General features: G+C 61.1%; 22 protein-coding genes. 11 read left to right on the top strand and 11 right to left on the bottom strand.

Going from position 1 to position 18728, the window contains the following annotated elements:
- Nucleotides 1–17: 17 nt before the first annotated feature.
- The 3 genes from ACIP6G_RS02130 to ACIP6G_RS02120 are packed head-to-tail and all read right to left on the bottom strand — an operon-like array spanning nucleotide 18 to nucleotide 3979.
- A complete protein-coding gene (locus ACIP6G_RS02130; RefSeq protein ID WP_105657569.1) occupies nucleotides 18–1217 on the bottom strand; it encodes an acyl-CoA dehydrogenase family protein in 1200 nt (399 codons plus the stop codon).
- Entirely contained in the window at nucleotides 1214–2800 is a 1587-nt protein-coding gene (locus ACIP6G_RS02125; RefSeq protein WP_400288411.1) for a fatty acyl-CoA synthetase, read from the bottom strand. Before ACIP6G_RS02125 ends, ACIP6G_RS02130 begins: the two co-directional genes overlap by 4 nt.
- Nucleotides 2801–2830: 30 nt before the next feature.
- Nucleotides 2831–3979 carry an acetyl-CoA C-acetyltransferase gene (locus ACIP6G_RS02120; protein ID WP_400288756.1) on the bottom strand — a complete coding sequence of 383 codons (1149 nt, stop codon included), beginning with the start codon at nucleotides 3977–3979 and terminating at the stop codon, nucleotides 2831–2833.
- Between the two features lie 648 nt (nucleotides 3980–4627).
- Between ACIP6G_RS02120 and ACIP6G_RS02115 the strand changes: the two genes are divergently transcribed.
- The 3 genes from ACIP6G_RS02115 to ACIP6G_RS02105 are packed head-to-tail and all read left to right on the top strand — an operon-like array spanning nucleotide 4628 to nucleotide 6444.
- On the top strand, nucleotides 4628–5386 hold the full coding sequence (locus ACIP6G_RS02115) for a class I SAM-dependent methyltransferase (RefSeq protein ID WP_400288409.1): 759 nt from the start codon (nucleotides 4628–4630) through the stop codon (nucleotides 5384–5386).
- The gene (locus ACIP6G_RS02110; RefSeq protein ID WP_400288407.1) at nucleotides 5379–5924 is read left to right on the top strand and encodes a GNAT family N-acetyltransferase; all 546 of its coding nucleotides are present in this window, start codon (nucleotides 5379–5381) and stop codon (nucleotides 5922–5924) included. The genes ACIP6G_RS02115 and ACIP6G_RS02110 overlap by 8 nt, the downstream gene beginning before the upstream one ends.
- Entirely contained in the window at nucleotides 5917–6444 is a 528-nt protein-coding gene (locus ACIP6G_RS02105; RefSeq protein ID WP_400288405.1) for a 2'-5' RNA ligase family protein, read from the top strand. The genes ACIP6G_RS02110 and ACIP6G_RS02105 overlap by 8 nt, the downstream gene beginning before the upstream one ends.
- Here the strand turns inward: ACIP6G_RS02105 and ACIP6G_RS02100 are convergent.
- Complete coding sequence (locus tag ACIP6G_RS02100; RefSeq protein WP_400288403.1) at nucleotides 6441–7019, bottom strand: CDP-alcohol phosphatidyltransferase family protein; 579 nt, start codon at nucleotides 7017–7019, stop codon at nucleotides 6441–6443. The two genes, ACIP6G_RS02105 and ACIP6G_RS02100, sit on opposite strands and share 4 nt — an antisense overlap.
- A 181-nt stretch (nucleotides 7020–7200) precedes the next feature.
- A complete protein-coding gene (locus tag ACIP6G_RS02095; protein ID WP_105657563.1) occupies nucleotides 7201–7494 on the bottom strand; it encodes a Fe-S cluster assembly protein HesB in 294 nt (97 codons plus the stop codon).
- A gap of 235 nt (nucleotides 7495–7729) precedes the next feature.
- Between ACIP6G_RS02095 and ACIP6G_RS02090 the strand changes: the two genes are divergently transcribed.
- The 4 genes from ACIP6G_RS02090 (at nucleotide 7730) to ACIP6G_RS02075 (ending at nucleotide 10048) form a co-directional block, all read left to right on the top strand.
- Nucleotides 7730–8209: a GNAT family N-acetyltransferase gene (locus ACIP6G_RS02090; RefSeq protein ID WP_400288401.1), complete on the top strand. Its 480-nt coding sequence runs from the start codon at nucleotides 7730–7732 to the stop codon at nucleotides 8207–8209.
- Between the two features lie 56 nt (nucleotides 8210–8265).
- Nucleotides 8266–8652 carry a VOC family protein gene (locus ACIP6G_RS02085; RefSeq protein ID WP_400288399.1) on the top strand — a complete coding sequence of 129 codons (387 nt, stop codon included), beginning with the start codon at nucleotides 8266–8268 and terminating at the stop codon, nucleotides 8650–8652.
- Between the two features lie 67 nt (nucleotides 8653–8719).
- Nucleotides 8720–9157 (top strand): GNAT family N-acetyltransferase, encoded by a 438-nt coding sequence (locus ACIP6G_RS02080; protein ID WP_400288397.1) that lies wholly within the window; start codon nucleotides 8720–8722, stop codon nucleotides 9155–9157.
- Nucleotides 9158–9286: 129 nt separating this feature from the next.
- A complete protein-coding gene (locus ACIP6G_RS02075; protein ID WP_400288395.1) occupies nucleotides 9287–10048 on the top strand; it encodes an isocitrate lyase/PEP mutase family protein in 762 nt (253 codons plus the stop codon).
- Nucleotides 10049–10275: 227 nt separating this feature from the next.
- On the opposite strand, the gene ACIP6G_RS02070 is transcribed toward ACIP6G_RS02075, so the two are convergent.
- Genes ACIP6G_RS02070 through ACIP6G_RS02060 form a run of 3 tightly spaced genes read right to left on the bottom strand, consistent with a single transcriptional unit; the run spans nucleotide 10276 to nucleotide 11659 of the window.
- Complete coding sequence (locus ACIP6G_RS02070; protein WP_400288393.1) at nucleotides 10276–10893, bottom strand: NAD(P)-dependent oxidoreductase; 618 nt, start codon at nucleotides 10891–10893, stop codon at nucleotides 10276–10278.
- Between the two features lie 41 nt (nucleotides 10894–10934).
- Nucleotides 10935–11222 (bottom strand): transcriptional regulator, encoded by a 288-nt coding sequence (locus tag ACIP6G_RS02065; protein ID WP_133833678.1) that lies wholly within the window; start codon nucleotides 11220–11222, stop codon nucleotides 10935–10937.
- Between the two features lie 5 nt (nucleotides 11223–11227).
- Nucleotides 11228–11659 carry a hypothetical protein gene (locus tag ACIP6G_RS02060; RefSeq protein WP_133833679.1) on the bottom strand — a complete coding sequence of 144 codons (432 nt, stop codon included), beginning with the start codon at nucleotides 11657–11659 and terminating at the stop codon, nucleotides 11228–11230.
- A 151-nt stretch (nucleotides 11660–11810) separates the two neighbouring features.
- On the opposite strand from ACIP6G_RS02060, the gene ACIP6G_RS02055 reads away from it, so the two are divergent.
- Nucleotides 11811–12548 (top strand): hypothetical protein, encoded by a 738-nt coding sequence (locus tag ACIP6G_RS02055; protein ID WP_400288391.1) that lies wholly within the window; start codon nucleotides 11811–11813, stop codon nucleotides 12546–12548.
- Here ACIP6G_RS02055 and ACIP6G_RS02050 read toward each other — a convergent pair.
- The 3 genes from ACIP6G_RS02050 to ACIP6G_RS02040 form a co-directional block, all read right to left on the bottom strand.
- Nucleotides 12545–12922, bottom strand: a complete 378-nt coding sequence (locus ACIP6G_RS02050; RefSeq protein WP_400288754.1) for an aspartate/tyrosine/aromatic aminotransferase — start codon at nucleotides 12920–12922, stop codon at nucleotides 12545–12547. The genes ACIP6G_RS02055 and ACIP6G_RS02050 overlap by 4 nt on opposite strands.
- A gap of 112 nt (nucleotides 12923–13034) precedes the next feature.
- Nucleotides 13035–13934 carry a GNAT family N-acetyltransferase gene (locus ACIP6G_RS02045; RefSeq protein ID WP_400288389.1) on the bottom strand — a complete coding sequence of 300 codons (900 nt, stop codon included), beginning with the start codon at nucleotides 13932–13934 and terminating at the stop codon, nucleotides 13035–13037.
- Between the two features lie 116 nt (nucleotides 13935–14050).
- Nucleotides 14051–16162: an FAD-dependent oxidoreductase gene (locus ACIP6G_RS02040; protein ID WP_400288387.1), complete on the bottom strand. Its 2112-nt coding sequence runs from the start codon at nucleotides 16160–16162 to the stop codon at nucleotides 14051–14053.
- A 275-nt stretch (nucleotides 16163–16437) separates the two neighbouring features.
- Here ACIP6G_RS02040 and ACIP6G_RS02035 point away from each other — a divergent pair, with 275 nt between their 5' ends.
- From ACIP6G_RS02035 to ACIP6G_RS02025, 3 genes are read left to right on the top strand one after another with little or no spacing between them, the layout of a single operon-like run.
- On the top strand, nucleotides 16438–17124 hold the full coding sequence (locus tag ACIP6G_RS02035) for a VOC family protein (protein WP_400288385.1): 687 nt from the start codon (nucleotides 16438–16440) through the stop codon (nucleotides 17122–17124).
- A gap of 60 nt (nucleotides 17125–17184) precedes the next feature.
- Complete coding sequence (locus ACIP6G_RS02030) at nucleotides 17185–17904, top strand: lysoplasmalogenase (protein ID WP_400288383.1); 720 nt, start codon at nucleotides 17185–17187, stop codon at nucleotides 17902–17904.
- Nucleotides 17895–18689, top strand: coding sequence for an alpha/beta fold hydrolase (locus ACIP6G_RS02025; RefSeq protein WP_400288381.1), 795 nt, complete (start codon nucleotides 17895–17897; stop codon nucleotides 18687–18689). Before ACIP6G_RS02030 ends, ACIP6G_RS02025 begins: the two co-directional genes overlap by 10 nt.
- Nucleotides 18690–18728 lie beyond the last annotated feature (39 nt).

The following is an 18728-nucleotide window of genomic DNA, read 5'->3' as shown; positions in this document are numbered from 1 at the left end:
TATCGTACTCCGCGAAGCTAGCCGAAGGCACTGAATCCGGTCAGATCCCTGCCGAGGATCAACGCCTGCACAGACTCGGTTCCCTCATAGGTATGCAAGGCTTCGATATCGCCGAAATGGCGAATCACGTGATTTTCCAGCAAGATTCCATTGCCGCCGAGCAGGTCGCGGGCGGTGGCTGCCACCCGGCGGGCAGCCCTGGTGTTGTGGTACTTCAGCAGCGAAGCTTGCGTGTCTTTCAACCGGCCGGCAGCCTGGGCGCCGGCCACGGCCACGCACTGCAACTGCATATTGGTGATTTCGGCGAGCATCTGCGCCAACCGTTCCTGCACCATCTGGTGCGCGCCCAGGGGTTTGCCGAACTGCGTGCGCTGCTTGGCGTACTGCAGGGCCGCTTCGAAGACGAACTGGGCATGGCCTAGCGCCGACCAGCCAACATTCACCCGGGTTTCAACCAGCGCCCGCGAGACATCCTTGAATGCGCCGGCCCCGGTGAGCCTGGCGGATTCTGGAACGCGAACGTCCGTGAGCCGGATCTCTGCCTGTTCGATCGCGCGAAGCACGCCCTTGCCGCGCACCGGGGAAGCCTCGTAGCCAGGGGCCTGCTGGTCGAGAATGAACCCCTTGACCCGGGAGTCGGCGACGTCGCGTGCCCACACAATGGTGATGCCGCCGGCGGCTCCATTGCCGATCCATTTCTTGTGTCCATTGATGATCCAGTGATCCCCATCGCGCCGGGCACTGGAATCCAGGCCAACAGAGTCCGAGCCATGATGCGGCTCGCTGAGGGCGAAACCACCGAGCAGCTCACCGGAGGCCACGGGTTCCAGATACTTCTCCTGCTGTTCGGGGCTGCCGAAGAATTTCAGGCTGCGCAGCACCAGGCCGCCCTGCACCGCGGCGGCCGCGGCCATCGAACCGTCTGCGCGCGAAAGCTCCATGGCCACTAGGCCCGCGGCCAGCGGGGAGAAGTGGGCGTGGCCTGGAATCCGAAGACCGTCGGTGAACAAATCGAGTTCGCCCATGCGGCGAACCAGATCCAGCGGATAATGCGCGTTCTCCCAATGCTGGTTGATGCTGGGCAGGATCTCTACTCCGTAGTGCCGGGCGCGGGCCCAATGCTTGCGATCCTCGTCGGTGGCAGCATCGAAAGCGGATAGATAATCGATGTCCAAAGCCGAGGCCAGGTCGTAGGGTGCCCATGGGTCCCGGGTCAATGGGTGCCGCCCGAAGTCTTGTTGCGTTCGGCACGCAGCTGGCGCTTGAGCAATTTGCCCGATTGGTTGCGGGGCAGCTGTGCGGCAAAGTCCACCCGCTTGGGAACCTTGTAGTGCGCCAGCTTGGACTTGACGTGCTCGCGCACCTCTTCGGCGGTGAGCGTGGCGCCGGCCTTGAGCACAATGACCGCGGTCACCGCCTCGATCCAGCGTTCATCATCGATGCCCACCACCGCGACTTCCGCAACTTCGGGCAATTCGTAGATGCAGTCCTCCACTTCGCGCGGGGCCACCAGCACCCCGCCGGTATTGATGACGTCCTTGATGCGATCCACCACCTGGATGTAGCCGCCCTGGTCCATGACCACTTGGTCGCCGGAGCGGAACCAGCCGTCGGCAAATGCCTGCTCGGTTTCCGCCGGCTTGTTCCAGTAGCCGCTCATGACCTGTGCAGAACGGTATTGGATCTCGCCGGGCTCACCGGCACCGGCGAGCTTCCCCTCGGCGGTCATCACGCGCGCCTCGATGAAGAACACCGGGCGGCCGCAGGACGCGGGGCGTGCATCGTGCTCCTCGGGGCGCAGCACCGTGCACAACGGGCCGAGCTCGGACTGGCCAAAGCAGTTGTAGAACCCGATCTGCGGATAGCGGTCGCGCAAGCGGGCCAGCACGGTCACCGGCATGATCGAGGCACCGTACTGCGCCTTGGCCAACGAGCCCAGATCGCGGGTGTCCAGATCCGGGTGATTGCTCAGAGGCACCCAGACGGTGGGGGCCAAGAACAGCGAGCCGATACGTTCGGCTTCCACACGGTCCAGAATTTCGCCGATATCGGGTTTGGCGAGCAAGCGGATGCTGGCACCCAATGACAGATAGGGAAGCAGGAACACATGCATGGCCGCCGAGTGGTAGAGCGGCATCGCGATCAGCGGCCGGTCCGTGCCCTCCAGATCCAAAGCAATAATGGCTGAGACGTACTGGGCCACCAGCGCCGAATGGGTCATCATTGCGCCCTTGGGTGCCGAGGTGGTTCCGGAGGTATAGAGCAGCTGGGCCAGATCCGTGCCGGCCACCGCAGCTCCAGGCGGCGCGGCCTCCACGCTTTCATCCATCGCCGTTTCCAGCACGCTGGTTCCGGTTCCGGGCAGCAGCGGCCAAACATCCTTGACTGCCGGCAGGCCACCGGCATCACGCAGTTCCTGGACCAGTTCGAGGCGGGACTCATCGGCGATGACCAGTGCGGCCCCGGAATCGTGCAGCAGGTAGCGCAACTCGTCGCCCCTGAGCGCGAAGTTCACCGGCACGTGGACCAACCCGGCACTGGCGCAGGCGAGGAACAAGATGGCATAGGCGTCGCTGTTCGCTGCATAGGCAGCAACTCGCGAACCGGCCGGCAGGCCTGCCTGCCGCAACCGGGCAGTCACCCGATTCACCCCGTCGGCCAGCTGGCTGTAGGTCCAGTTCCGTTCCCCGAAGGCCAGAGCATTGTCCGCGGGGCAGCGGGCCACCGAGCGGCGCAGCAGCGCGCCAATGGTGTTCTGGTCATCGGGATTCATCGCCGAGGTGGCGCGCAATGCACTCATGGTAGTTTCCTTTGCGGCGGGTGCGGGTAGCTAGAGGCGTTCGATGATGGTGACGTTGGCTTGGCCGCCGCCCTCGCACATGGTCTGCAGGCCGAAGCGGGTATCGCTGCGTTCCAGCTCATGGAGCAAGGAGGTCATCAGCCGTGCACCGGTGGCACCGATGGGGTGGCCCAGGGCGATGGCGCCGCCATTGACGTTGACCTTGGACATGTCGGCGCCGGTTTCCTGCTGCCAGGCAAGCACTACCGCGGCGAAGGCCTCATTGATTTCAATGCGGTCCATGTCTTCGATGCCCATCCCGGCGCGTGCCAGGGCATGCTTGGTGGCGCGGATCGGGGCCGAAAGCATCATGACCGGGTCATCGCCTCGGGCCGAGATGTGGTGGATGCGCGCGCGGGGTTTCAGCCCATAGCGTTTGACCGCGGCCTCGGAAGCAATGAGCAGCATCGCGGCGCCGTCAGACATCTGCGATGCTGTGGCTGCCGTATGCGCGCCGCCTTCGGCAATCGGTGCCAATGACTGCATCTTGGCGCGGTCCACGGGGCGTGGCCCCTCATCTGCAGCCAGGGAATCCAAAGCAAGGATCTCGCGGTCGAAGTATCCTTGCGCCTGGGCGTTCAATGCCCGCTCATGGGAGGCCGCAGCGAAGTCCTCCAACTGGGTGCGGGTGAGGCTCCAGCGTTCTGCCATCATCTCTGCGCCGCGGAACTGCGAGATTTCCTGCTCGCCGTAGCGCGACGCCCACAGCGTGGAGCCGGTGTAGGGATCGGGGAAGCCGAAGTCCTTGGCGGCGGAGTTGGAATAGGACAGTGGAATGCTCGACATGGACTGGACGCCACCGGCAACCACGAGGTCGCTGCTTCCGCTCATGACTGCTTGGGCCGCGTAGGAGATCGCCTGCTGCCCGGAGCCGCACTGGCGTTCTACCGTTGTCCCGGGGACGTGTTCGGAAAGGCCGGCGGCCAACCATGCGTTGCGGGCGATGTCCATGGCCTGGGGTCCCAGCTGGTCGATGCAGCCGAGGATGATCTCGTCGTATTGCTCGGAATCAATGTTGTTGCGGTTCACCAGTTCGGCCAGCGGCGCGGCGGCGAGATCCAGCGGATGCGTCTGCGCCAGAGACTTTCCCCGGCGTCCGACAGGTGTACGCAGCGCATCGATGATGTAGGCCTCGGGCAATGGCTCCTCCAGGAAGTTTTTGACAGGAAACGTCTGCTGAACCAACAATGCCCAATTCATCAATGGTTGTCTAGGTCACAATTGCCACGCTTGGCTTGGGAAAATGCCACTTGCGCCGGAGCCGCTCCCGACAAGTAGGGTTTGGCTGGGGAATATGATGCGGAACGAAAAATGGATGCGCGGGCGAAGCGAGCCGGGAAATTGCCTGCGACCGGAATAGCGCCCAGTCCGGGTTCAGCGACCCCAACCCGGACCTGCTAAACGTCGCCGAGTCACGGGCACAAGACCGTCTGATCGTTTTTGCTTCGGGAAGCCTGCAGTCGATGCCGGGACTCATCCGGCCTCCGCTGGACCTGCGGTGCCCAAGGCCGCGGTCAACTCGTGGCGCGATTCCGGGGACTGCCAGGTGGAGACAGGGCATGGAAGTCAGGCAATTCGGTTCCGCGTTTTGCCAAGGCTGGAGTCCTGGAAGGTCAAAGCAGGAGCGTGGTGCCCTCGGTGTTGGCGCGAGTACTCGGCGTGGTGTCCGGCGAATTGAACACGCCTGATGGAAGTAGCTGCCAATGGGCGGGCTGTACCTAGGCAATGCAAGAATTGATGGAGCATGCTGTACCTTGACGGAAAACTCTGAGAACGGAACAGGCCCAAGTGAGCTTCGCTGACTATGATCCACGAATCATTGCGCTCTACGATACGGATAATCCCGACGGCCCGGATCATGACTATTACCGTGCCTTGGCGGCTGAAACCAAAGCGCACCGGATACTGGATCTGGGCTGCGGCACCGGCCTTTTGACGGTTACGCTTGCCATTACGCAAAGAACTGTCGTTGGGGTTGACCCCTCACCGGTAATGATGGACTACGCCAGGCAACGGCCCAACGCTGAGCGAGTCACATGGATTCACGGTGACGCTTCGGCAATCGACGGCGGGCCCTTTGACCTGATGGTGATGACCGGCAACGTAGCCCAGCACATCCCGGATCCGCAGTGGGCGCAAACTCTGGAACAACTACGCGCTGCCGCGGCGACCGGGGCCGTGCTGGCCTTTGAAAGCAGGAACCCATCGACTCGCGCCTGGGAGCAATGGAATGACGAAGAAGCCGCAACCCGGGACACGCAATTCGGTCCGCTGACCGAGTGGAGCGATGCGGAAGAAACCAGTCCTGGCCTCGTCAAACTACGCTTCCACAACAGGTTTGAGGAGACATGCGAAGTGCTGGTTGAGGAGCTGGACCTGGCTTTCCGCAGCGTCGAGCAGATCAGTGCAGATCTAGTTGCCGCAGGGTTCAGAGTTCGCGCAATTTGGGGTGACTGGCAGAAGAACCCCTTCAACGGAGAACAACCCCTGATGATCTTCGAAGCTGAAGCGATCAGGAAAGTGGCCGGGGAGACTGCTCATGGATAGGCAATCTTCCAAGTTGCCGGTTACCCTGCTTTCCATCGAGCATTCAGCTTGCCTGCAACGGCTGATGGAAAGCAACCCGGGATATTCGCAACGTGTCACCGGTGCCGGGCCTGCATCCGATGCCGCAATTCAGGCATTGAGCGCTCTGCCGCCGAAGGCGCAATCCGAGCAGAAAATTGATCTTGGCCTTTGGGAAGGCGAAGAACAGTCCGGATTCGCGGATCTGATTGTCGGCTGGCCGAGATCAGATACAGTCCACATCGGATTGCTCATGGTCGACGGCGCCAGGCAGGGACAAGGCCTGGGGAAGCGGATCCATGAAGCGGTGCTCACTGTGATCCAGGATCATCCGTCAATCACCGCCTGCCGGATTTCGATTGTCGATACAAATGCCGCAGAAGCGGAACCGTTCTGGAAGAGCCTTGGCTATGTGCCTACCGGAGAAGCCAGCAACTATGCGGTGGGGGACAAGCAGTCATGCGCACGCACGTGGTCGCGCCCGATCACCAGCATGAGGAAGGAGAACCTTGATGAGTAGGTCCCCGGACAACATTTTGCTGCACCTTCCAGCAGAGCAGGAGCAGCAAGTGCAGGAGATCTTTGCCCAGTTGGAGATGCGCGGCTTCCCCACCCAACACCAGACTCCACATATCACCATCACCTTTTCGCCCAGCATGAGCGAGATCGTGACGCAGCGGGCCGCAGAATTACTGCCTGCGCTTATCCCCGCGAGCTTCCAACGGGTGGGCACTATTGTCTTTGGCACGAAGCGCAAGCAGACGGTTGCGTGGCTGCTGGAAACCACGGATGCCTTGGAAATGGCAGCCCGGGAAATCAGCGCACTGAATCACGATGGACGCGGACCACGGTGGACCCCGCACCTGACCATGGGGTTGCGGCTGCCACGCGAAATTGTTCCCGACTATATCCGGGCACTTGATGAGCTGGCCTCAACACAGCTCAGGGAACTGAGTGCCTGCCGGGCAGCCTTGTGGAAGCCGCGAATACCCGAACTGACGCTCCTGGCCGGAGCAATGCAGCAGGAAAACCGCGACTAGTTGGCCGATGCCCCTTGCTCTTTGGCAGAAGCACGCATGATGCGCAGATAGCCGAACCCGACAAATAAATGCAGCACCGTACCGGCAGTCAAAATGGCTACGCCCGGGATTGCCAGCACCGAAAAATCGGGGATCCTGCCACACGCCACGCAGGCCAGCCCCAGCATCATGATGGCGGTGCGGATCTTTCCCAGCCACGTGGAAGCCGGCGGGGAGCCCAGGCGCAAGAAGAAATAGGTGCACAGCAGGATCAGGTCAGTGATGAAAATGGCCAGGCCAACCCATACGGGGATCGCCCCATTGGCCACCAGGGCGATCGCGATAGCCACGATGCCCAAACGATCAGCTATGGGATCCAGCAGGACGCCCAGATGCGAAACCTGATTGAACTTGCGGGCAATAAACCCGTCAACCCAGTCGCTCAGGCCGAAGGCAAGAAGCAGAACCGCTGTCAGTGCCGGTTCGGTATCGGCCAGCAAATAGCCGACGATGGGAACCACCAGGAGAAAGCGAATAATCGTGATGGCGTTCGGAATCGTCGCCCACTCATGTTTGCGTACCGCGCGCGTTTCCACTGCTTTCCCCTTTCCCTTAGTTGAACGATGACGCACTGCGTCGCAATATACAAGGGTGCGGGGCATCTGGCCTGCAAATATGATCCGTCCAGCGTACCGGTGCAGGGAGATTGTTAACGAACTGCGGGGGCCGTCCCGAAGGACGGCCCCCGCAGCCAAAGCTAAAGGGCAGGGTGCAGAATTAGCCCTGCTCAAGGAGCTGGAAGCTTACGCCACCCTGCTCATCCACCGCCGCGTCGAGTACTTTGCCCTCCAAAGCGTCGGCAATCGCTTCATCCACGTAGACTGGGCTGCCTTCGGAAGCCACGACGCCGTCGGTGCTTTCGGGAGCGGGGACAATCTGCAGGCCGAAAGCGGCATCTTCCGGGTGTGTGCTGTCTGCCTGCATGATGCGCAGACCAGCGGTTTCTTCCTCGGCCTGGTTGGTGACGATCGCGGTCACGATCGATGCTGCTTGGTCGGTCAGTGCGAGCACGAGGCTCTCCTTCCGGTTGAGGACATACCAAGTTCAGGGCATGTGGGTGCCACGATTCCAAAAAACGCAACGAATCTCAACACCGCTTAACAGCTGCGCAACATGCTTGGACTTGAACCCCGCCAGCCCGATAGGGTCCGCCCCAACACATAGACTGGCGTTGCCCTGCAAAGGAGAAATAATGCGCGACGCTCAGGCAGCCAGCGGCAGGAGTGCCGCTGGGCACGGAATACGCTTGGCTGATTTTCAACCGCAGGACTTGCCTGCAATCCATGCCTTTGCCACTGACCCAGTGGTGTGCCAGTACTCGACATGGGGACCCAACCAACTGGCCGACACCCGGGAATTTCTCGCCGATGCACTGCTCGAGCAACCGCATAGGGTCCTGCAGGCGGTCATGCTCGGTGATGTTCTCATCGGTTCAGCGTCGGTGTGGGTCACCGACCGGAAAGCCAAGGCAGGGGAGATCGGCTACACCCTGAATCGAGAATACTGGGGAAACGGATACGCCACCGAAACCGCTGGACTCCTGCTCCGTCGGGGATTCGAGGATCTTGGTTTGGAACGGATCAGTGCAACCTGCGATGCGAGAAACGCAGCTTCCATCCGAGTCCTTGAAAAGACCGGATTCAAGCTGGAAGGACGCCGGGTTGAAGATCCAGACAGTGACGCAGCACGGGCTGAAACCCTGATCTTCAATATTGGCCGAACCTAGCCCTGGGCAGTCTCCTTGCAGGTATATTGGCAGCAACAGCGACGAGGAAGGCCCAGATGAGACTCCATCACGTTCAGTTGCCGATGCCACGCGGCCAGGAAGCTGAAGCCCGCCGGTTCTACGGTGAAGCCCTGGGCCTAAGCGAAGTCCCCAAGCCGCCTTCCCTTGCCGGCAGGGGAGGTTGCTGGTTCCGCGCTTTCAACGCAGATGCCGTTGTGGCGGAAATCCATCTGGGCATAGACGATCCATTCATTCCAGCCAAGAAAGCGCATCCTGGAATGGTCTGCGACTCGGTAGAGGATTGGGAAACCCTCGCTGGCCGTATCGATTCCATGGGCTATGAACTGTCTTGGGCAGAGCGCGAAACCTTTGAAGGATATCTGCGGTTCCATGCCCGCGACGGTTTCGGGAATCGTCTGGAAATCATGACCCCATCTAGCTAGCGCAAGTACTATCCGGTCAGGAGCCATCGTGGAACAATCCAGCTTTGCAGCAACCAGGGACCATCCCGTGCCAGACGACGTTGCGCGGTTGCTTGCCACCGTTCCCGAATGGTTTGGCCAACCTGAATCAAACGCAGAGTACATCCAGTCCGCGCGGACCAAGGAAACCTGGACCGTTCGCAATGCCCAAGGCGCAGTGCTCGGTGTGCTCTTGGCAGAACGGCACTACCACCACTCCGTTGAGATCCATCTGATGGTGGTCGACCGTGGATACCACGGCGGTGGAATCGGTTCGGCTTTGTGCGCAGCCATTGAAGCCGAGGCGCTCGCCGGCGGAGTGCAGCTCTTGCAGGTCAAGACCCTGGGTCCTTCGCACCCGGATGCCGGCTACGCGAAAACTCGGCGATTCTATGAAAAGCAGGGCTTCCTTCCCCTGGAGGAAGCTAGCCTCTGGGGAGCTGGGACGCCCTGCTTGATCATGGTTAAACCGCTACCTGGCAAGTAGCAATAGGATAGAAATGATGCCTGGTTCCAGCGCTCATGCCGAATCCTGGGAGTTCATCTTCCAGTTGTTTCCATCGTGGACTCCGAGCCGTAGACTGGGTGGATTCCGTCACGACTCTAGGAGATATCCTTGACTGAAATTTCAGCTCTCGCCCAGAACCTCGCGAAGCAGCACGCCTCAGGTGAACTGCTGGTCATGCCAACCGTGTGGGATGCCTTCAGCGCCAACATCGCGGCATCCGCTGGCTTCGCCTCGCTGACTGTCGGAAGCCACCCCGTCGCCGATGCCTTGGGCAGTGAAGATGGCGAGAAGATGGACTTCGCAGACTATCTGGCCGCGGTTCAGCGAATCACCAGCAGTGTCGATGTGCCGGTCAGCGCTGACGTTGAATCCGGCTACGGCCTGGATCCGAAGGAACTCTTCGAACGCGTTGCGGCAGCGGGCGCTGTCGGCGTGAATATCGAAGATGTTCTCCACCGTGAAGGCGGCCGTGTCCGTGAACGCCAGGAGCATGCGGACTACATTAACGGCGTCCGCCAAGCAGCAGATGCAGCAGGCATCGAATTCGTGATCAACGGACGCACCGATGCAGTGAAGCTGGCCGATAAGTTCGCAGACCCGCTGGGCGAGGCAATCGAGCGCATTAAGCTGATGGAGCAGGCTGGTGCGCGTAGCGTGTATCCGGTGGCCCTGGCCAATGCCGATCAGGTTGCGCAGGCCGTGCGAGCAGTCAGCATTCCGGTGAACGTGACGGCCCACCCAGTCAACGCGCACCCCGCCGGTGACCTCGGAGCCTTGCGTGAGCTAGGGGTTCGTCGCGTGAGCTTCGGACCGCTGTGGCAAATGTGGTTGGCGGAGATGTCCGGCAAGCAGCTCGGAGCTTGGCTCTAGGCCTTCCCCGGATCAGGCAGTGCGCGCCAGGCGGGCGACGGCCGCACGCGGGTTGCATCAAGGAACGGCAACCCGGGCACAGCCCGGCACCTCTCAGGACATTTGTGTTCTGTGAATAGTTGGAAAATCTGCCGCCAGGGCATTTCGCCTTGGCGGCAGGCTCCGGCATTGCCGGGACTGGCCCGCACCAAACGGGTGTCAAGGGCCCCTGGCTTTCCGCAGCCGAACTAGTTGCTGATGCCGTAGGCCTTGCTGATGCTCTGGTTGCTTTGAAGTGTTTCGAGCATGAACGCGGCAAGATCATCACGCGTAATGCTTCCACCCAGCCGGCCTGGTTCACCAACTTGCAGTGCGGTCCACTTGCCGAGGGCAGGCTTGCTGCCCAATCCGGTGGGGCGCACAATGCTCCAATCCAACCCAGAATCTTCCACTAGCTTTTCCTGCTCGGTGTGGTCGGCCAAAGGCTTGGCCAATAGCATTTTGGAGAGGAAACCGATGACGCCGGGAAGTTGCGAACCGGAGTTTCCGGCGCCCAGGGAAGACTGGATCAACAGGCGCTGGGGACCGTTCGCCTGCATCGCGTGGACAACACTGCGAGTCACGCTAGTGCGGGCATTTTTCTTTCCCTTGCTGCCACCCACGGTGATAGCTACGGCGTCGGCGCCGGCAATCGCCTGCACCGCGAATTCAGGATCAGAAGCATCGCCGTTGAGCTGAATTATTTGCCCATGCGCGGTGCGGGAACCGCTTCGCGAGACGACGGTAACTTCATGGGATGCCTGGCGCGCGAGTTCAGCCAGCGCAGCGCCGGTTCCGCTGTTGCCACCGATAATAACGAGTTTCATGAGTTCTTTCCTTGAAGCGTGAAGGCATCAGTTGCCCTGCACTATTCTCCCGCAATACGGTTGAGAGTTTTCATCAGTTTCTTGAAGGTGCGCTGGCCAGTCTCCGACAGGCACACGAGGGTGATGCCGTAGCGGTCTTTGCGTTCCTTTGACAGGTGGATTAGTTCACGATTTTCCAGATCCTTGAGGATCTTTGAAAGGTCGGCGGTGGACAGCCCCGTGGCTGCTTGGAGTCCAGCGAAATCCGCCCGTTCGACCTGGCTCAGATGCGCCAGCGTAACGAATCTTTTGGGCGCCAGAAGCAAGGGATCAAGTTCTTGGTAATTCATGGAGCTCAGCGCCGAATTAACAGGAAGAGGTAGTAGCCAAGCCACAGCACCGGTGCGAGGCCTGCCAGCAGCAGTGCTTCAGGCCAAGGTGCGGTTTCATGATGGACGATGCTTCGCCAAATAGGCAGGAACAACCAGGTGGCAAAAAGGACCAGGATCGTGCGGGCACCGCGATAACGCGGTTCATTGATGCGGCGTTGCCGCGCAGAGAACCAGTGATTCGCTGACAATAAGGCAATGATTGCTGGCGCTACGGCGATCCATCCGTATCCGGACAGCGCCAGCAGTCCTGCCGCCAATGATGCGGCAACGACCAAGATCGCTATCGCATGATCGACGGCCTTGAGTTCTCGGCGGGGGCGGTGGGGGACCGAGCCCAGCAGTTGCTGCGCCTTGCCGGGCGATAGCGGGGTGGATGAACTGGAATCTTGGCTCATGCCTCAACCTTTGCAACTAGTTGCAATATTTGCAAGTAGTATTTTGTTTCAATTCCGTATCTGTTCATGCTTTTTATGATCGGACGGTTGAGGAACTGCTATTCTCGGACGGAGCCAGCTAAACCAACCCACGGCACCGAGGCACGTCAACATGAATGCTTTTTCTGCTCGATCTGAAACAGCCATGGGCCACCGTCGGAGTGCATTCGCGTGGCGACCTGAAGCCGATACGCTCATTGCCTTGGCCACGTTGCTGGCGTTTTCCCTGTGCTACTACGTGGGGACCGCGATTAATAGCCTTTTTCTCTGGCTCGGCATCTTGGTCTTCGGAACCTTTGTCCCCCTCTGGACGGTGCTGCACCGGCGCCGAGAGACTCTTGCAGGGGTGGGGATCACGAGAAAACTCCTGCTGGCATCCCTCGCTATTTCCCTGGTGCTGGGTGCCGGGTCCGCCTACCAGCTGGTCACCTTGGCCAACGCCAGTGGCGCCGATATCGCAAGCCATCTGGCGGCGAACTTCTTGGCCTTGTGGGAACCGTTCTTTGTCTTTGGATGGTTGTATCTGCGGTGGGAACGCGCTTTCGGATGGTTGCCAGCTATTGCGCTGACTGGCCTCGGCTTTATGGTTCAGCACCTCGGTTCGGTTCCGGCGGCAGCTGCAGCAGGATTCGGTGCTTTCGCGATCTTGTTCGCGATTGCCTTTGCCATGATGCGCAACCTCGCGGTGTTGTGGCCGCTGTTCTACCCAGTAGCCAGTGGAATCGGGACCTTGCAGGCTGGGTATTCGATGGGATGGGGCGATGCCGGCATCTTGGCTATCGTACTGGTGCTCCAGCTGGTGATCTTATGGTGGATCGCCAAGAGGGCCAAAAGCCTGCCTGCAGCCTAGCCCAAGGCGCCAGCGGCATAGGCAGCCTGCCCGACATGGACCGAGGCGTCGTCAATGATCGATACCAAGCGCACCCCACGGGTAACCGCCGGGTCCCAGCTTCGATCAATGATTTCGTCGAGTTCTTCCTCGCGCAGTCTGGAGGCGTAGCCGCCGAGCGCGGAAAGGCACGCCTCCAAATAGTCCAGGAGCAGCTGCTGGTCGTTGACGATGATCGAGCGAGCCTGCTCGGCACTGTGCCCGAAGCCCATCGAATCGCCGAGCTCGCCCAAATTGAAGCGGTCCCGGAACTGCTCCCAGAGTTCAGGCTGACCGCTCAGCGCCGAGAGCTGGATATCTGCTTCGCGCCCTGAATGCCATAGAAGCCATGCAATGGAGTTGGGGTGGTTGCCCGGGTGCGCGTTGAGCTGTTCACTGCCCAGCGCGGAAGCGCGCGTACCGCGTCAATTGTCCGCTGGGCCAAGTCTGACAGGAGCTCGGAGACTTTCATGATTCCTCGTTCTTCCCGCGATGCCAGTCGCAGGATTCGTTATCGGCAATGAATTCGGCGGCGAGATAGGTGGCAACGGCGGCAGTGTTGTCGCTGGCAGTGCATACCAAGGCGCTGGATGCTCCCATGGATCGCAGTTCTGCAGCGGCCGCCAGGCTGATCGCCGTGCCGTACCCTTGGCCGCGGGATGCCGGATGCACCGCTATGGGCTCCAGCAGCCCTGGCCGTCCGGGACCAGCAGACCAGACCGCTGCGACAGCCAGCGGGTTCATGTCGCTGTCATAGGCGGTCAGGCATTGCCCCTGGGCATAGATGGGAGTACTGGCCATGGTATGCCAGCGCTGCACCGCACGCGCCAAGTCTTCTGCTGAGAAATCGGCGCCGCGAAAGGCATTGAGGTGGACTTCCATCCATTGGCTGGCTTGGGCAGAATCCACCCGTCGAAAGGTAAGCTCCGGCAGATGCACCGGAGTGTCCAGCGAACGGCGCAAGGGAGTCCATGCTTCGCCCGGAGCCCACCCGTTGGCCTGCAGGACCTGGCCCAAGGCCGTCGCGCCGCGGGCTTCGATGCTGGCGGATGAGGAAGGGAAGATCCGCTGTTGCGGCGAGAGGAGGTCGGTGTGGATCTGCTCGGCCAGCGGCTGGATGCCGACGTAGTCCGGATGCAGGGCCATTCGCATGAGATCCGGGCCATCGAGCAGGCCAATGGCATAAATCGATTCGCGATCCGCCCAGACCCGCAGGCTTTGCGCAGTGATTTCCAGACCCCGCATTGCGTACCAGCCCACATCCCCGGGATGCAGCTGCAGGGGCAGGCCATCGCGTTGCCAACTGGCGAGCTCATCGACGAGGTCGGCAACCTGCGCCGCGGCGGGGGTAAGCATTCTAAGGCCCATTGGCCCATTCAAGCACTGGGCCTGCCATGGGACAAGGGTTCGCGACAGGCAGCGGGCCAGCAGCATCCGCCTGATGCTGCTGGCCCGCTGCCTATGGGCGTGCAAGTTGCATCGGACTACAGGTCGGCGGTGGCCTTCCACGCCGAATGCACGGCACCGTGGATGTAGTTGACCGCACTGGCATCGCCGATGACATCGACGCTGAATCCGGCACCGCGCAGCTGATCGGCTACCGGCGCGGCACTGGTGGTGCCATCGGCGTAGATGACCATGTCGGCCGGGGCGCTGAACTGCTCTTCGCCTTCGGTCCATTCCACGGTCTTCTCGGTGATGCGGGTGACCGAGACATTGCGGTGGATCTTGACGCCATGCGCGAGATTCTCCTTGACGGCGGTCCAGCGGCGCGGCATGGCCAGCGGCAAGCCCAGCTGCTGGCTCTCATGGACCAGAGTGACGTTGCGGCCGCGCTCGGCCAGGAACTCGGCCAGTTCCAGTCCCACCAGCGAGCCGCCGATGACTACAACGTCCTTGCCCATCGGCAGCCAGAACTTGGTGAACTGGCGGACGAATTGCGGGGACTTGGTCAAGCCCGAGAGCCGTCCGAGCTTGCCCATGGTGCTCAGCACCAGTCCGGCTTCCTCGGCTGTAGCGGTACCCAGCATCATGGCGCGCAGGGTGTCGCCGGTCTGCACGTTGGGCAGGTCGCCGCCTGGCATGTCCGGCTTCGGGCGCACGGCGCCGGTAGCGACAATGACGTGGTCGGGGTTCAGCCCGCGGATGGTTTCCGCGGTGGCTGGGGTATTGAGCTTCACCGCAACCCGCAGGCGCTTGAGCTCGGATTTCAACCAGCGCAGCAGGCGCTCGTTATCCGGGGTGGTCATGGTGGAGAACCACATGGTTCCGCCCAAGCGGTCGGCCTTGTCGACGATGGTCACCCGGTGCCCGCGCTCGGTGAGCACGCGTGCGCTCTCCATGCCCGCAGGGCCCGCGCCAACGACAACCACATGCTTCGAGGCGCTTGCCGGCTTCAACGGCAGCAGCTTCTCGTTACCCAGTGCCGGGTTCACTGCGCAGAACGGAGTGTCATCGAAGAAGTTCTCCGCCACGCACAGGTAGCAATTGATGCATGGGCGCACCTGGTCAAGCTTTCCGTCGCGCAGCTTGTTGGGAAGCTCCGGGTCGGCCAGCAGCTGGCGTCCCATGGCAGCGAAGTCCACCTTGTTCTGGGCGATCGCCTTCTCGGAAATGTCCGGGAGCATGCGGCCCACGGCGATCACCGGAATGGAAACATGCTTCTTGATCTCTGCGGCATTCTCCAGGTAGGCCCCGACCTTGTTCGGCAGCGGCCCGTCGGTGAAGTTGTCGAAGGGGTTGCGTCCCCAACCGGTCACGTGGATGCCGTCAGCGCCTGCGGCTTCGAACATCTTGGACGCCTCGATGGATTCGGCAAGGCTCAACGCGCCTTCCTGGCCGTATTCCTCTCCGGCTACGCGCACCAGGATCGCCAAGGAATCTCCCACGCGTTCCTTGACGGCGGCGATGACCTGGCAGGCCAGGCGGGCACGGTTCTCCAGCGAGCCGCCGTACTGGTCGGTGCGCAGATTATCGCGCTGGTTCAGGAAGACGCCAAGGATGTATCCGTGCGCCGCATGGATCTCGATGGCGTCTGATCCGCCCTTGGCTACGCGTTCTGCCGCGTCGGCCCATGCGGCGATCAGCCAGTCGATGTCCTCCTGGGCCATCTCGTGGTAGCTGGCTTGCTTGCCCTTGGTGGCAGCACCCATCTTCGCGAGTTCCTCGGGGGTGCAATCGGCCAGCGCGCTCATGGAGTAGCTGTAGTCCGGCTTGTTCGGCGCCATGACTGGACGTCCGTTGGCGGTGTCTACGCGCGCTACCTTGCCATGGTGGGTGGACTGGATGCACAGCTTGGAGCCTGCAGCGTGGATGGCGTCGGCTAGTGCCTTGATGCCCGGGATGTACTTGTCGTCTGACAGTCCCGGTTCCTTCATCGAGGCCGCTCCGTAAGGGAAGGCGATAGCGCATGCGCCGGTGATGACAACTCCGGCTCCGCCGGCGGCACGCGCGACATAGTGGTCGATTTCCGACTGCTCGATTTCACCGCCTTCGGAAACGTTCATGTCCATCGCGGGAAGGACAATGCGGTTGGCGGTGCTCATAGGCCCGATCCGGCCTTCTGACATCAGGTGGGGAAAATCCGTGTTGCTCATGGCAACATAATACCGGCGGAAAATGCCCCAATTTCCGCCAGGAGGATCTTGGAATTGGAATTAATGCCACTAAAATAAACGACTTGTTCAAATTCAGACATGCCATCATGCTATTAGAAAATGTCATTGCAACTAATTCTAGCGGAAATCCTGCGAAAAGAATTCCTGTTTCCATTGCCTAAGTCAACGATAATCAATTTCCATATGCGGATATTATTGGCCGGTTCAACGAATGCGCGAAGTGACCGGCATCACCCCAGCGGTAGGCTGGAAGCATGTACTGGGAAAATATCGTCTTCGATGCCGAGAGCCCGAAACAGCAAGGGGAATTCTGGGAGACCCTGCTCAAATGCCAGATGCTGACCGATAACGCCGACGGCTATGAAACCCGGCTGCAGCTGGCCGGACCGAGATACCTGGATTTGTGCTTCCCCGCTGTCCGGAACCCGGACCGTGCTCAACAGCGCGTGCACCTGATCCTCGGATCCGGCACCCATTTCAGCGAACGCCTTGGCGATCGGCACCGGGATGCCATGGAGTCCAGGCTCGATGCCGCAGGCAACGAATTTCTGCTCCGTGCCCACGACCAGGACGCAAGCGGCTTGGTGCTTGAAGCCCTGCAACTGGCCTGCGTTGACCCGGCCGGAGATGCAGAATTCTGGAAGCAGCTGCTGGGATGGGACATCGTTGCGCGGTCTCCAGCGGTTCTGGCTCATCCATCAGGCGCGGGCCCGCGGCTGGTCCTTGTCCGGGAAGCTTCACCCAAGACTGCGGGGAAGAATGCGATCCATCTGGACCTGCGTCTCGAACAGGCCGAGAGCATGGAGGACGCGTTGGGAATCATCTGCGCATTGGGCGGCAAGGAACTGGACCGTCCGTGGGGTACGCTGCCATGGCGGGTATTGCAGGACCGCTCGGGCAATGAATTCTGCGTCCTGGCCCCGTCGGCTTCCAACCGGTGACAGATCCGGCAACGCCCCGAGGCCGCTAAACGCAATTATCGGCACTACCCAAGGAAGACAGTGCAACCACACCTAGGCAATGAGCACACCGTTGCGGTGATCCCGGGGCAGTCACACCGCGGGATCGCGGCTCTGGCGCTCCTGCTCGCAACTGCCACCCATTTGCTGGCACAACTGTTCTGGCCTTCGGGGCTGCTGGCGGACGCCACGCAGATCCTGCTGATGCCGCTGTTGGCAGGAACGGTTCTCGCCCTCACCACCTCGCCGCGTGGCACACTGATCCGGCTGGTGCTCATAGCCCTTTTCTTCTCCTGGGTCGGTGACACCTTGCCCCGGTTCATGGACGGCGATTTTGCATTCCTGGCCATGGTTAGCGCATTCCTGGTTGCGCAGTTCTTCTACATCGCCGCTCTGGCAAGATACTGGAAATCTTCGATACTGCGCCATTGGTGGATGCCGCTTCCTTATCTTGCCGCATTTGCCCTGCTGCTGGTCCTCTGCTCACCCGGTGCGGGAGTGCTGCTCGCCCCGGTGATCATCTATGGCTTGGCATTGATGATGATGGCCATCCTCAGTACCGGGCTGGGTCCGATCGCAGGCTTCGGCGGCGCAATATTCTTCCTCTCCGATTCCTTGATCGCGCTGCGCTCATTTGCGGATATCGATGTCCCCGGAATGGGATTCTGGATTATGCTCACCTACGTAGCTGGCCAATGGATGATCAGCTACGCTGCGAGCCAGCGCGAGGCACAGGAGAAGAGCACGGTGAAATGCGAGTAGCCCCAAAGAGCAGGATCCCGTTGTTCATGGTGCATGGCAACGGGGTAGACCACCGTATCCTCAAGCCGCTGGAAGCAGAGCTGGCCAACGCGCAGATCTTCGACTTGCACTACATCGACTTGCCCGGCTTCGGAACCTGTCCACCGCTAGGGAACCCCGGGGGACTGCCAGAACTTGCAAACTGGTTGGAGGAACTGATCAGGCAAACCGCGGGAGAGGGCCCGTTCGCACTGCTGGGGAACTCTCTTGGCGCCTTGCTCTGCCAGGAGATGGCCGACAGGTTTCCCGGCCAGGCCCAAGGACTATTCCTCCTGGCCCCAGTGGTCTTTCCCGATGCCGCGCGGCGCACTGTGCCCGAAGCGCAGGTAGTCGTAGAGGATCCCGGGCTGCTGGCCCGGATAGATCCCCGCCAAGCACAGCAATTCTCCGATATTGCCGTGGTGCAATCGCAGCAGGCGTGGCAGAGCTTCGCGCAGTGGGTGCTGCCCGGGCTGGACTGCGCGAACTTGCGCTCCATGGCCAAGCTATCCAAGCGCTACTTCCTGGATCCTCTGCCCGTGGAGCGTAAACGCCAGCTGGATATTCCGGTAACCATCCTGTGCGGGAAACAAGACCACATCACCGGATACCGGGATCCCGAGCAGCTATCGCGCCGGTACCCCTCGATGAGAATCCGCGTGCTTGATTCTGCAGGGCATAACGTGCACCTTGAGCAGCCCGAGCAGGCCGCGGCCGAATTGCGGGACTGGGCCCACCGCACGGGCCGCATGAACGAGCCGGCTTGAGCCGGGGAAAAACCGCATGCTGGTGTGCCGCAACGATCC

Source organism: Glutamicibacter sp. NPDC088483 (genome assembly GCF_044753145.1).
Taxonomy (GTDB): Bacteria; Actinomycetota; Actinomycetes; order Actinomycetales; family Micrococcaceae; genus Glutamicibacter.
The sequence above is the reverse complement of the archived record's forward strand: the minus strand, read 5'-3'. Positions and strand labels throughout refer to the sequence as shown.